General features: G+C 44.6%; 10 protein-coding genes. 7 read left to right on the top strand and 3 right to left on the bottom strand.

Annotation, left to right across the window (positions count from 1 at the left end; translation table 11 throughout):
• Positions 1 to 2: 2 nt before the first annotated feature.
• Positions 3 to 863, bottom strand: a complete 861-nt coding sequence (gene dapF / locus H7844_06175) for a diaminopimelate epimerase (GenBank protein ID MEO5356870.1) — start codon at positions 861 to 863, stop codon at positions 3 to 5.
• A gap of 18 nt (positions 864 to 881) precedes the next feature.
• Positions 882 to 2,138 carry a diaminopimelate decarboxylase gene (gene lysA, locus H7844_06170; GenBank protein MEO5356869.1) on the bottom strand — a complete coding sequence of 419 codons (1,257 nt, stop codon included), beginning with the start codon at positions 2,136 to 2,138 and terminating at the stop codon, positions 882 to 884.
• 200 nt (positions 2,139 to 2,338) lie between these two features.
• Between lysA and H7844_06165 the strand changes: the two genes are divergently transcribed.
• From H7844_06165 to H7844_06140, 6 genes are all read left to right on the top strand, one after another.
• Positions 2,339 to 4,879, top strand: coding sequence for an MEKHLA domain-containing protein (locus H7844_06165; protein ID MEO5356868.1), 2,541 nt, complete (start codon positions 2,339 to 2,341; stop codon positions 4,877 to 4,879).
• Entirely contained in the window at positions 4,869 to 6,098 is a 1,230-nt protein-coding gene (locus H7844_06160) for a response regulator (protein ID MEO5356867.1), read from the top strand. Before H7844_06165 ends, H7844_06160 begins: the two co-directional genes overlap by 11 nt.
• 28 nt (positions 6,099 to 6,126) lie before the next feature.
• Positions 6,127 to 6,882: a response regulator gene (locus H7844_06155; GenBank protein MEO5356866.1), complete on the top strand. Its 756-nt coding sequence runs from the start codon at positions 6,127 to 6,129 to the stop codon at positions 6,880 to 6,882.
• Positions 6,883 to 6,969: 87 nt separating this feature from the next.
• A complete protein-coding gene (locus H7844_06150) occupies positions 6,970 to 7,326 on the top strand; it encodes a hypothetical protein (GenBank protein MEO5356865.1) in 357 nt (118 codons plus the stop codon).
• Positions 7,327 to 7,370: 44 nt separating this feature from the next.
• Positions 7,371 to 7,898 carry a flagellar protein FlaG gene (locus tag H7844_06145; GenBank protein MEO5356864.1) on the top strand — a complete coding sequence of 176 codons (528 nt, stop codon included), beginning with the start codon at positions 7,371 to 7,373 and terminating at the stop codon, positions 7,896 to 7,898.
• Positions 7,899 to 8,230: 332 nt separating this feature from the next.
• Positions 8,231 to 10,018 (top strand): EAL domain-containing protein, encoded by a 1,788-nt coding sequence (locus tag H7844_06140; protein ID MEO5356863.1) that lies wholly within the window; start codon positions 8,231 to 8,233, stop codon positions 10,016 to 10,018.
• Positions 10,019 to 10,386: 368 nt separating this feature from the next.
• On the opposite strand, the gene H7844_06135 is transcribed toward H7844_06140, so the two are convergent.
• A complete protein-coding gene (locus H7844_06135; GenBank protein ID MEO5356862.1) occupies positions 10,387 to 11,907 on the bottom strand; it encodes an aldehyde dehydrogenase in 1,521 nt (506 codons plus the stop codon).
• Positions 11,908 to 12,197: 290 nt separating this feature from the next.
• On the opposite strand from H7844_06135, the gene H7844_06130 reads away from it, so the two are divergent.
• Positions 12,198 to 13,259 (top strand): alcohol dehydrogenase catalytic domain-containing protein, encoded by a 1,062-nt coding sequence (locus tag H7844_06130; protein MEO5356861.1) that lies wholly within the window; start codon positions 12,198 to 12,200, stop codon positions 13,257 to 13,259.
• The last annotated feature ends 155 nt before the right edge of the window (positions 13,260 to 13,414 follow it).

Genomic DNA, 13,414 nt, shown 5'->3' with positions numbered 1-13,414 from the left:
TGTTATTTATCAATAAATTCCAATATTTCAATATCAATCTCACCTGTAAAGACGGTGACGGCAGGGCCTGTCATCTGGACAATATTATTGTCACACCACGATATGTCCAGATCGCCGCCCTTTAAGTGTACTCTTACTTTTCTGTCTGTTAATCTTTTATGGGCGGCGGCTACAACTGATGCACATGCCCCTGTACCGCATGCAAGTGTTTCCCCCGAGCCGCGCTCCCACACCCGCATTTTTATCTCACCTCTGTTTAGCACCTCTATAAATTCAACATTGGTTCGTTTTGGGAAAAACTTGTTAGTCTCTATTGAACGGCCCACTGACTCAACCGGATAGGAGTCCACATTATCAACAAAAATAACGGCGTGCGGGTTACCCATGGATACGCAGGTTATATTAAACACCATATCGTTGCCCTCAAGCGGGTAGTCAACAATATTGCCGTCCATATTAACAGGAATCTTCCTACCGTCAAGCTCAGGCGCTCCCATATCAACGATGACAAGCCCGCCGGCTTTCAGCGGCCTTATGATCCCGGCAAGGGTTTTAATACTTAGCATCTCAGCGTTTGAATGACCTTCATCCCATATATACTTTGCAAGACATCTGATGCCGTTTCCGCACATCTCAATCTCCGAGCCGTCGGCATTAAAAATCTGCATAGAAAAGCCGGCATTGTCTGCTTTAGAAAGTAGAAGGATTTGGTCTGCACCTATGCCAAAGTGTCTGTTGCATAGCTTCTTTGCTAAGGTGCTCCATTGCAGATGTGGGATATTATGAAGCTGCGTATCGGCTATTAAATCAAACAGCACGAAATCATTCCCGAGCCCGTGCATTTTTGTAAATTTAACTTTCATACTCAGCACACCATAATTTTATTTTAAAAAGTCCGGGATATTCTCACCGCGGATAATGTCCTCATATGTTTCCCTTTGGCGTATAAGGTAGGGTTGATTGTCTTTTACCATAACCTCGGCGGCCCTGGGTCTGCTGTTGTAGTTGGAACTCATGGAGGAGCCGTAGGCCCCGGCACTCATAACAGCGGCAAGCTCGCCGGGCTCAAAACCCGGAATTTCCCTGTCTTTACCCACAAAATCACTGGATTCGCATATAGGGCCCACTATATCGGCAAATACGTTTTTTCGTTTCGTTTTTTTTACCGGCATGATGTGATGATAAGCGCCGTACATGGCGGGTCTCATAAGGTCGTTCATGCCGGTATCTACAATTACAAAATCCCTGTCGGCGCCTTTTTTAACATATAACACTTTCGTTAAGAGAATCCCTGCGTTTCCGACAAGTGTGCGTCCGGGCTCCATGATAATGGTAATATCCCGTCCGGCAACAATTGGGATCACCTTTTTGGCCAGGTCCTCAGGATGCGGCGGTACCTCATCCAGGTACTGAATACCAAGGCCGCCCCCTATATCAAGATATTTAATGCCTATCCCTGCTGCTTTCAGTTGGTCTATAAGAACCACTATCCTGTTTAGCGCATCAAGAAACGGTGTTATATTAATAATCTGAGAGCCGATATGTTTGTGGATACCCACAATCTCTATGTTTTTAAGTTTAGACGCCAGTTTATAAAACTCAAGGGCGCCCTCATATGGAATTCCAAACTTGTTTTTCTTTAACCCTGTCGATATGTAGGGATGTGTCTGAGGGTTAATGTCAGGGTTTATTCGCAGTGCCACCCTTGCACGCTTACCCAGGTGGGAGGCAACCCTGTCAATTACGGCAAGCTCCTGTTCGGATTCCACATTAAACATTAAGATGTTTTCATTTAGGGCATACGCTATTTCATCTTCTTTTTTGCCTACTCCGGCATAGACGATTTTTTCCGGGGAAATCCCGGCCCCTCTGGCACGGAATAACTCGCCCCCTGAGACAATATCCGCCCCGCCGCCCTCTTTGGCAAAGAGCTTAAGAATTGCTGCATTGGAATTTGCCTTAAGGGCAAAGCAAATTATATGTGGAAAATCCTTAAAAGATTCATCATATGCCTTAAAATGCCTCAGCAGCGTTTTATAGCTATAAACATACAGGGGAGTTCCATAAGCTGCCGCCAACGTCTCAACCGGGACGTCCTCTGCATGTAGGCGGCCATCTTTGTAAGTAAAGTAATGCAATTTTTAACCCTCGCTTTCTCTGCTATAGTACTAAATGTTTCCTGTTAAGAGTATAATATAGAATATTCCTGCCAAAAGGGCAAGAGCAAAATTATTGCGGTATGTTCTAATAAATCGGTGTTTTAACGCACGGTAAAAAAACTTTACATGTGCTATAATTTAACATGACTTAACGGACCTCAACAACGGAGTTTTATAACATGATAAGTGAAGAGTTGGATGACAAAATAAAGACAATACGGAATAAGCTCTCATTTGTGGAAAACCTCAGGAAATCCCTGAAAGACCGCGTTGAAAGCAACATAACGTCTCTGTTTGAGAGCAATATAGACCTTCAGGAGCGGGTCTATCAGCGCACTGTAGAGCTGGATAACATAAATAAAAAACTTCACCAGGAGATAGCCGAACGTAAATTAATAGAAGAGGCTTTAATATTAAGTGAGGCCCGCTACAAGAGTATAGTCGGTGCAATTACTGATTATATTTACACCGTAGAGGTGCAGGCAGGGGCGGCGGTGTCAACCACTCACGGGCCGGGCTGTATTGCCGTAACCGGCTATACGACCGAGGAGTATGAGAGGGACCCGTTTTTGTGGTATCAGATGATACATCCTGAGGACCGCCACACAGTCATGGAGACAAACAGACGAGTCCTCAACGGAGAGACAATCCCCTCCATAGAGCACCGGATAATCAACAAAGACGGTACAGTCCGGTGGGTTAGAAACACCATAGTCCCACGCCACAGTAAAGACGGTACACTTATTGCCTATGACGGTCTTATTTCAGATATAACCGAACATCGCCGTGCCGATGAGGCTCTGAAACTCAGTGAGAACCGCTACAAACGTCTGCTAAATGCCACCACCGATTACATATACACTGTGGATGTTGTTGATGGGCGTGCAGTATCCACAGCCCACGGGCCGGGCTGTGTTGCCGTAACCGGATACACTTCCGAGGACTATCGGCGGGATCCGTTTCTGTGGTATCAGATGATACACCCCGAGGACCGCCACTGGGCTTCCACTATGGCTGAAAAAGTGCTAAGAGGTGAGCAGGTTCAATCCGTAGAACACAGAATCGTTCACAAAGACGGCACTATCCGATGGGTCAGAAACACCCCTGTGCCACGGCACAGCAAAGAGGGCACCCTCATAGCCTATGACGGCCTCATAACGGATATAACGGAAAGAAAACTTGCCGAGGAGGCTCTCAGAAAAAATAAAGAACAACTTGCCGATTTCTTTGATAACGCCTACGATATGATTCTGATTGTTGACATGGAAGGCAGCTTTAAATACGTCAACCTCTCATGGCTGCAAACCCTCGGTTATGATGCGGCGGAAGTCCAAACTCTTAACATGTCGGAAATAATTCATCCTGATTACCTCAGGGAATACGAAAGTGTACTTCACGAGATTCTGACCACAGGGCACGCAAATAAGTTTGAAACAGTGTTTATTACAAAACAAGGCCGCCATATATCGGTTCTCGGAAGTGTAAGCTATAGTTACGAGCAAGGAAAGCCCTCCGCTGCACGCGGGATTTTCCACGATCTAACGGAAATAAAAAAAGCTGAGGATACTCTTAAACGCCTCAATGACGACTTAGAGCTCAGGGTAAAGGAACGTACAGCCCAACTCTACCATGCTGCCTCATACTTAGAAAGTGTCCTCACCTCCCTTACCGACGCTCTGTTTGTTATAAATGCCACTTTTACAATCAGACGGGTTAACTCTGCCGCTTGTCTTATGCTGGGGTACAAGGAAAAGGAACTCGTCGGAAAAAATATAAAAAGCATTTTCACGGAAGATCTGGAGTCTGTCATACAGGAGGTACAAATACAGGAAAAGGCAAAGGACGTGTTTATGTCCGTTAAGACAAAAACCGGACAGACCATTCCCGCCCTGGTAAACCTCTCCAGATTAGGCAAAAAAAGTGATGAAACCATTATTGTGCTCCACGACATGACGGAGATAAAAAAACTTGAGGATGAAACCCAGCGAATACAGTTAAAAATGCTGGCAGCCTCAAAGATGGCAACCCTCGGAGAGATTGCTACAGGCATAGCCCACGAAATAAATCAACCCCTGACATACATAAGCAGCTTTATTCAGGGCTTGCTGCTGGATATAAGAAAACAGCGGCTTGACGAAAAGGAAATCCAAAAGGACGCTGCCACAGCCTACAAACAGGTTGGAAGAATCGTTGATATAATCCAGCACCTCAGAACCTTTGGCCGCAGGGACGACCTTGAGCTGACGCCGGTAAACATTGAAACTGTACTCTACAACACCATGCTGCTTATGGGCGAGAGAATACGCCTTAAAAACATTAAACTTCAGAGAGTTGTAGAAAGTGAGCTGTCCTATGTAATGGGCAGCGCAAACCAGCTTGAACAGGTTTTTATCAATCTTCTACAAAATGCCATGGATGCTTTCCCTAAAAATGCCGCTAATGCTTCCATCAAAGTCAACATATTCCTTTCAGAAGACCGTAAATGGGTGGTTACCAAAATTTCCGATAATGCAACGGGCATAGATGCCGAGAATCTGGATAAAATCTTTGAACCCTTTTTTACCACTAAGGAGGTAGGTAAAGGCACAGGCCTGGGCCTTTCCATAGTCTATGGAATAATAAGCGAACACAACGGAACAATCACATGCGATTCCGTAAAAAACAAGGGAACGGTTTTTACCATTAAAATCCCTGCGGTTGAGGAAACTGTTGGAAGGTAAAACACCCATGGCTGAAATAAATACAACTGAACCGGAGGGAGTCAGGATTCTGGTGCTGGATGACGAACAGGTTGTTGTAGAGGCTATTAAGAGACATTTAAAAGATTCCGGATATCAAATCCACTCGGCAAAAAACGGCAAGGAGGGTCTCAGGTTATTCTATAAAATTAAACCCATACTGGTAATTCTCGACTTAAAGATGCCTGTTATGGATGGTATAGAGTTTTTAGAATATTTGCAGCTTACCCCTGAAGACCCTGCGTCGGTAATCGTTCTTACCGGCCACGGCAGTGATGAGGACATGCAGAGGTGCTTTGAGCTGGGAATCGGAGCCTTTTTACATAAGCCGTTTAACCTCTATGAGCTTAAGGGGCTTGTGAAACACTCCATATCTCTGAAACAGGTTGAACAAAACCTAAAAAGAGAGCTAAGTGTGCGTACTAAGATGGAGGAGGAGCTCCGCAAGTACCGGTACCATCTGGAAGAGCTTGTGAAAAAGCGCACCTCGGAGCTGCAACAGACCAATGAAAAACTCCGAATTGAAATTGATGAACGAACAAAGGCGGAGGAGAAAATCAGCCACTCACTCAGGGAAAAAGAAGTTCTCCTTAAAGAAGTCCACCACAGGGTAAAAAATAACCTGCAGATAGTGTCATCCCTGCTTGATTTACAGTCAAAGTACATAGAGAGCAGGGAACTTCTGGAGATGTTTAAAGACAGCCAGAACCGCCTTAAAACCATGGCCTTAATACATGAGAAATTATACCAGTCCGAGGACCTTTCCATTATAAACTTTTCAAGGTATGTTCCAAGCCTGCTGAATCATCTGTACCAGTCGTATAATCTAAGCGCCTCCGTCATATCTCTGGATACCGATATAGATGATATTTCCATAGGGGTGGATACGGCTGTGCCGTGCGGGTTAATAATAAATGAGCTTGTATCAAATTCACTTAAGTATGCCTTCAGCGACGGCAGAGAAGGACTTCTTAGTGTTTATCTGAAGAGGTCTCCTGATGATTACTACTCTCTGACAATAGCAGACAATGGTGTGGGGCTGCCACAGGGGTATGACTTTAAAAGTGTCAAGTCCCTGGGTCTGAGGCTTGTTTATGCCCTTGTGGTGGATCAGTTGGAGGGCTTCATAGATTACGATGGATGTGCCGGAGCTAAATATTTGATAAAATTTAAGGAATTAAAATATGATAAGAGGAGATAGATGATTCAAAAGAAAGAGGAGACAGACAATGCTTGATAATCTCGATAGTTTTTCACATTCTAAGATTCTGGTTGTGGAGGACGAAAGTATTGTAGCCATGAACATATGCGACCGGTTGAAAGATCTCGGTTACGAGGTTGTAGATGTTGTCTCAACAGGGGCTGATGCTCTGAGGAGAGCCGATGAGCTTGACCCCGACCTTGTGCTCATGGACATTGTGTTGAAGGGCGACATGGACGGAGTGGAGACAGCCGAAAAAATTCGCAGCTCTTTTGACATACCGGTGATATTTCTTACTGCATACTCGGACAACGATACGCTGAGACGGGCCAAAATAACAGAACCTTACGGCTACATTCTTAAACCATTTGAACAGAGGGAGCTTTTAATCGGTATCGAAATAGCAGTATATAAGCACAACCTTGAGAGAAAATTAAAGGCTAGTGAAAACTGGCTGCTGGCAACACTGAAACTCATGTCGGCAGCCCTTATAACTACGGACATAAACGGCACAGTCACGTTTATGAATGCCGAGGCCTCCTCAATAACCGGCTGGACTATGAAAGAGGCGATAGGGGGGGATATATCCTGGATTTTCAATGTAGCACCTGAGGAGCCTGTAAAGAAAGTTCTCCAGGAGGGCATGGTTATTTCAAAAAACAGCTTACTAACTAATAAAAAGGGGCTGCAACACAAGATAGACTTCAGCGCTATTTCAATAACCGATGAGACAAGAAAAAACATGGGAGTGGCAATACTAATTCATAACGCAGGTGATGATTAAAAAAATTTTTTAATCAGGTTAAAGTTTCAAAAAATTTAACCGATAAGAGAAATGATAAGCATAGTAACGGCAAGGGGGGTGAGTAAAATGGCAGTAAATAATGTGGGTAATCAGACGGTAGGAGTAACACAGAGCAAAGTAAATGCTTCAGGGCAAGCGGCACAAGAGACCAAGCGTCAGGAAGAGTTAAAAAGCGAAAAAGACCAGAATTCGCAGAAGGCTAACGCTGCGGCGGTTGTAAACATCTCAAATGCGGCAAAGGCGGCAAATGCAGGCACTAAGGTGCAATCCGGCAAGGAAGAAAGCTCAGCAACGGAGGCAGCCGGCGGAGCAGCGGTTGTAAATCTATCTAAAGAGGCGAGGAACGCTCAGGCAAATGCAGCGACACCCGCTAAGAAACCTGAAAAGACAGCTCAGAGCGTGCAGTCTTCAATTTCAGGATAACAGGCTATGTAGGCAAGGGGCAGGCGTCCACATGGTGATATCATGTGGAGCAGTTACTGGTTAGGTGCCCGTGGACGCCGCAGTTGTGTGTAAAAATAGCCTTTTTGTCAGGGACGGCAACGATGGAGATAAGGAAATTTAGTACCAACATACCGGTTTTTTCTCACCCTGCAGGTGACAGAGGGACTGAGAAAGCGCAGAACCGCCAAAAGACTCCGGAAACGGATAAAGTTACCATAATGCGTGGTAACGACAACAGCCCGCTTGATGCCGGGGAAACCACTGAGAGTAAGCTTATGGCCGCCACCGGAAATATCAAAGATTCAGAGGATGCCTTAACAATAGCAAAGCAAGCTGAAAGCGGCAATAGTGAAAATGACAAAGAACAGACACATGCCTTGCCGGATACCAAAGGTAAGGCGTATTTTGCTGTAGATGACAAAAAAAATGTCGTAATCAAGGTGGAAGATTCAAAGGGTAATGTTGTCAGGCAGATACCGCCGGAGGATTACATTAAAATGTCTGAGACTCTCAGGGAACTAACAAACAATCTATTCCATACAACAGCCTGATATATTAAGCCGCTAACGGCATCGTAATATTCCCTGCAGACTCTCCGGCTGTCTTTTTTTTATTTCATTTAAACAGAAACAAAACTGTGTTTTTTTGTTATAATATTTTTACTGTGTTATCATACCAAGCTGCAATTAGAAGTATAGCAAGGCGGCTGAGAGCCGGCGACGCCTCCCCTTACAGGGGATTCCCCATTAGGGGAGAGTACGCCCCGGAACTTGTGACGATGCCAACAAAGTTAATCGAATGAATGCAACTTGGTATTAGACGAATGAATGCAGCTTGGTATCAGGCGGTAACGTGATTTTATAGGATTAAAAGAGGAGTACAGATGTCACCGGAGAGAGAGACAAACGGCCATACAGCGGCAAACATGAGTCGGCTGATAGGGACTATCGGCACCAAAGGTGTTGACGATACAATTTCTATAAGCGGCAATAGTGCAGACTGTAGTTTATTAGATGCTATTTTAGACATAGTAGGCGCTCTTGTGCTGGTTTCAGACATAAACGGCACACTTGTACGTTCCAATAAAACATGTGAGCTCACCACAGAGTATTGCTCTGAAGAGCTGAATGGAAAATGTATCTGGGATTTTTTGGTAAAAAAGGAGGATGTAAATCAATTTAAGGCAAATTTTGCAAAAATACTGGAGGGACAATACCCTCTTTGTTTTGAGAATTTCCTGGTTGGCAAAAGTGGTTCATACAGATTGATAGCATGGTCAAACACTGCCATGTTAAACGATAAGGGCCGAATTGAATACATAGTATTAACCGGAATAGACATTACAGAAAGAAAAATAGCAGAGCAGCGCCTTCAATACCTTGCTCATTTCGACTCCCTCACAGACCTGCCCAACAGAACGCTCTTTTATGACAGATTGAGCCACACGCTTGGACACTCACGCAGGTACAACCAGATGTTTGCCCTATTGTTTTTAGACCTTGACGGCTTTAAGTACGTTAACGACACACTGGGACACGACATGGGAGATTTACTTCTGAAAAAAGCCGCTAAGAAACTTCCTGTCTGTGTCAGAGACACCGACACCGTAGCCCACGTGGGCGGTGATGAGTTTGTTATCATTTTACCGTTTATAAAAAAAACGCAGGATGCCGCCTTAGTGGCTGAGAAAATCATTGAATCTATCTCTGAACCCTATTACCTGGACGGACATGAATGCTTTGTCGGCGCAAGCATCGGTATAAGCATTTATCCTACAGATGGAGATGACATAGACACACTTTTGAAAAATTCCGACATCGCCATGTATCAGGCTAAAGAAAAGGGTAGGAATAACTACCAATTCTTCAACTCCGAAATGAACACAAAAGCTCTGAGGCGTCTTAAACTTGAAAACAATTTAAGAAAAGCTTTGGAAAGGGATGAATTTGTCCTTTACTACCAACCTAAGATAAACCTCTCAACCGGCAAGGTGTGTGCCGTTGAGGCGTTAATTCGATGGGTAAACCCCCAATACGGTTTAATATCTCCACTGGAGTTTATTCCTCTTGCTGAAGAGACAGGCTTAATTATACCAATAGGGGAGTGGGTATTGAGGACGGCCTGCAGGGAAAGTGTACAGTGGCAGAGGGCGGGCGGTGTTGCTCTTGTCATGGCGGTAAATCTGTCGGCCAGGCAGTTCAAATCTGAAGACTTTATAAAAACAATAGAGGATGTTCTCTCTGATACCCAATTAAGACCGGAACTGCTCGAACTGGAGTTGACTGAGAGCATAGTTATGGAGGATGCGGAGAGGACTATAAAGATTCTTCGCAGTGTCAGAGATAAGGGCATACATATAGCTATTGATGATTTCGGTATGGGGTATTCCTCGTTGAGTTATTTAAAGAGATTTCCAATATGCCGCCTTAAAATAGATAAATCATTTGTGAGAGATATTACGACAGACCCTGATGATGAAGCAATCTCTACGGCCATAATAGCTATGGCTCACAGCCTTAAGCTTGATGTCACAGCGGAGGGTGTTGAAACCCTTGAGCAATTGGAATTTTTGCGGGCACTTAAATGCGATGAGGCACAGGGTTATCTTTTCTCAAGACCGGTACCATCAAAGGATTTCCTGGAGTTTCTTAATAACACAGGTAGTTTTTAGTTGCAGTTATTCCGACATACGTTTTATATCAAGTAGTCTTCTTTCGTCTAACTTTGTTGGCTTCGTCTAAGGCTCCTTGACGTACGCTCCGGGAATCCCCTGTGAGGGGAGGTGTCGCTTTCTCCCAGCCGCCTCGTTACTCTTTTGACTGCTACTTGGTATAAGTACGTCCCCTGAGCTTTTGACAAAGCCGACGAGGTTGGACCATTGAATGCAACTTGAGACTGTTGCATAATGTCATTTTAGACAGAAAATTAAGCAATCATAAATATAATATTGTGGAAAAACAATGAGATAGCAAGAGCAAAATTAATAAAAACAGTGTGAAAACTGATTTTTGCAACGGTCTCAACTTGGGCATAAATTAATTAGAAAAATCCAAGTTTGTTGGGGTTATAGCTTACCATGACGTTTTTTGTCTGCTGGTAATGCTCTAGCATCATCTTGTGCGACTCACGTCCGATACCGGACATCTTATAGCCACCAAATGCTGCATGAGCTGGATAGACATGGTAGCAGTTTACCCATACTCTTCCGGCTTGTACTGAGCGTGCCATGCGGTAGGCTCTGTTAGTATCACGTGTCCAAACGCCTGCACCGAGGCCATAGAGCGTATTGTTGGCAATGGAAAGTGCCTCATCCTCGTCTCTGAAAGTCGTTACCGCCAACACCGGCCCGAAAATCTCCTCCTGAAAAATCCGCATAAAATTGCTGCCCTTAAACACCGTGGGTTGAATATAATAGCCTCCGTTTAAATCGCCTTCCATGTCTTTTTTACCGCCGCCTACAAGTATCTGAGCACCTTCCTGCTTGCCTACGTCTAAGTAATTGAGTATTTTATCCATTTGTTCAAGCGAGGCCTGGGCGCCTATCATGGTATCGGTGTCGAGTGGATTACCTTGTTTAGCCTGCTTGACACGCTTAAGTGCCCTTTCCATAAACCGATCATAGATGGACTCTTGTATCAATGCCCTCGAGGGACACGTACAGACCTCACCCTGATTGAATAGGTATAGTGCAAAACCTTCCAACGCCTTGTCAAATAGTTCGTCATCTTTTAAGCATATATCTTCAAAAAAAATGTTGGGGGATTTGCCGCCAAGCTCAAGCGTAACGGGAATGATATTTTGGGATGTATACTGAAGTATCAGTCTGCCTGTGGTAGTCTCGCCTGTGAAGGCAATCTTTGCTACACGGCTGCTCGATGCCAGCGGTTTTCCCGCCTCGATACCTAAGCCGTTTACGACGTTTACAACACCCGGCGGCAGAATATCCTGCAACAATTCCATCATAATCAGTATCGAAATGGGTGTTTGTTCGGCGGGCTTAAGCACCACACAGTTGCCTGCAGCTAATGCCGGCGACAGTTTCCATGCGGCCATAAGCAGTGGAAAGTTCCATGGGATTATCTGCCCGACTACACCTAGCGGTTCATGAAAGTGGTATGCCACGGTGTCGTGCGATATCTCACTTATTCCACCCTCTTGTGCGCGTATACAACTGGCAAAATAACGAAAATGGTCTATCGACAGCGGCAGGTCTGCGGCCAGGGTCTCTCGTATCGGTTTTCCGTTGTCCCAGGTTTCGGCATAAGCAAGCATCTGAAGGTTTGCCTCCAGACGATCGGCTATTTTGTACAGCAAATCGGCTCTTTGAGCCGCCGGTGTTCTACCCCATGTTGCAAAAGAAGCATGGGCGGCGTCTAGGGCGGCATCGATGTCTTTAGCATTTGAACGGGGGAATTCACAGTACGGTTTTCCGTCAACCGGTGAGATGTTTTCAAGGTATTTGTTGTCAATAGGTGCACACCACTTGCCACCTATTATATTTTCATATCTCTTTTTGAACGTAACTGGGGCGCCTTCATTGCCTGGTTTAGGATAGATCATTTTACACCTCGCTTTGGATGTCGCTTTGGTTATGCCGAAGCGTTCCTGATATTCTTTGATTGTGATTATTATAGCAAACAGAATAAATATTTTCCAGAAAAAATATTTTTGCTATGCCATGTAGAAAAACTGAGCAAATTGAATAATTTTAAATGGTCATTATTCAGTAATTTTAGTATAAAATCGTAAATACTTGGAAAAGTTAATCTGTTTTATGATATAATTTTGCAGGTGCAGTTTTTATTATGAAATTATAAATTATCTTTAATCAAGTACTTTTAGGGGGGGCTATGAAAGCAATGGTATTGGAGGAATTCGGCAAGATTATGCCGATTAGGGAAGTGCCGGAACCTAATCTAAGTGCCGACGACAGTGCAATCGTAAAAGTGGAAGCCAACGGTATTTGTAGAAGCGACTGGCATTGGTGGATGCGCGATTGGGGCTGGATAGGGCTTGAACCGCAACTGCCGCGTATACTTGGGCATGAATTCTGTGGAGTGGTTGAACAGACCGGTAAGGCCGTCAAACATTTCAAAAAAGGCGATCACGTAATCGTACCCTTTACCAACGGTGATGGGGATTTCAACTGTCCTTCATGTATGTCCGGTAAAAACCATATCTGTGACAACATAAAAATAATAGGCTCCATGTGTGATGGAGGATACGGCAGGTATGTAAACATTACACATGCCGATTACAATCTGGTCAAACTGCCGGAGCGATTTGAGTTTTTTGAGGCCAGTGTACTTGGCTGTAGATATATGACATCGTACCACGGCGTTGTAAGCCGTGCCTGTATCAAACCTGGAGAGTCGTTTGTCGTCTATGGTGCAGGTGGAATAGGCATGTCGGCCATACAGGTTGCAAGTGCAATGGGAGCGTTTGTCGTAGTGGTCGATATATCGGACAAGAAGCTGGAGATGGCTAAAAGTATTGGTGGTCACGCAGTGGTCAATGCCACAAGGACAAACCCTGTGGAGGCGGTTATGGAGATAACTAAAGGTGGGGCGGACTTGTCTCTGGATGCTCTTGGCGAGCCCAATACATGCCGAAACGGAATCCTGAGCCTGAAAAAGGGTGGGCGTCACCTTCAGATAGGGCTTACCACGCAAAAGGACGAAGGCAACGTATCACTACCCATAGACCTCATGATAGCCAAGGAAAACTCACTTATAGCCAGTATAGGAATGCCTAAATCCGAATATGCTGCAATGTTAAGGCATATAGACAACCTTGGCATTAGCCCTGCGAAACTTATAACTAAGAGGGTTTCAATAGAAGAGGCTCCGCAGATTATTAGTTCAATGGCGGACTACAAGACAATCGGTATGAATGTAGTGGACCGATGGTAAGTGGTAAAATCGACCAATCATCAACTGAAAGTTGAGCCGGCAAGATGCTTAACCATTCCGTTAAGTGTAAGACGTCAAGATTGATTTTAGAGCCGGCTCACAGTGGAGGTTGGCTTCACTGTTTTTCTAACAAAGTGTAACCATTTGTTATATAT

The sequence above is a fragment of the Nitrospirae bacterium YQR-1 genome (assembly GCA_039908095.1).
Classification (GTDB): domain Bacteria; phylum Nitrospirota; class Thermodesulfovibrionia; order Thermodesulfovibrionales; family Magnetobacteriaceae; genus Magnetomonas.
This window is presented reverse-complemented; position numbering and strand designations above follow the sequence as displayed.

Coding starts and splice junctions, on each gene's coding strand:
- H7844_06155 (MEO5356866.1), top strand. CDS start 6,127: ATGCTTGATAATCTCGATAGTTTTTCACATTCTAAGATTCTGGTTGTG.
- H7844_06135 (MEO5356862.1), bottom strand. CDS start 11,907: ATGATCTATCCTAAACCAGGCAATGAAGGCGCCCCAGTTACGTTCAAA.
- H7844_06130 (MEO5356861.1), top strand. CDS start 12,198: ATGAAAGCAATGGTATTGGAGGAATTCGGCAAGATTATGCCGATTAGG.
- H7844_06165 (MEO5356868.1), top strand. CDS start 2,339: ATGATAAGTGAAGAGTTGGATGACAAAATAAAGACAATACGGAATAAG.
- H7844_06140 (MEO5356863.1), top strand. CDS start 8,231: ATGTCACCGGAGAGAGAGACAAACGGCCATACAGCGGCAAACATGAGT.
- dapF (MEO5356870.1), bottom strand. CDS start 863: ATGAAAGTTAAATTTACAAAAATGCACGGGCTCGGGAATGATTTCGTG.
- H7844_06150 (MEO5356865.1), top strand. CDS start 6,970: ATGGCAGTAAATAATGTGGGTAATCAGACGGTAGGAGTAACACAGAGC.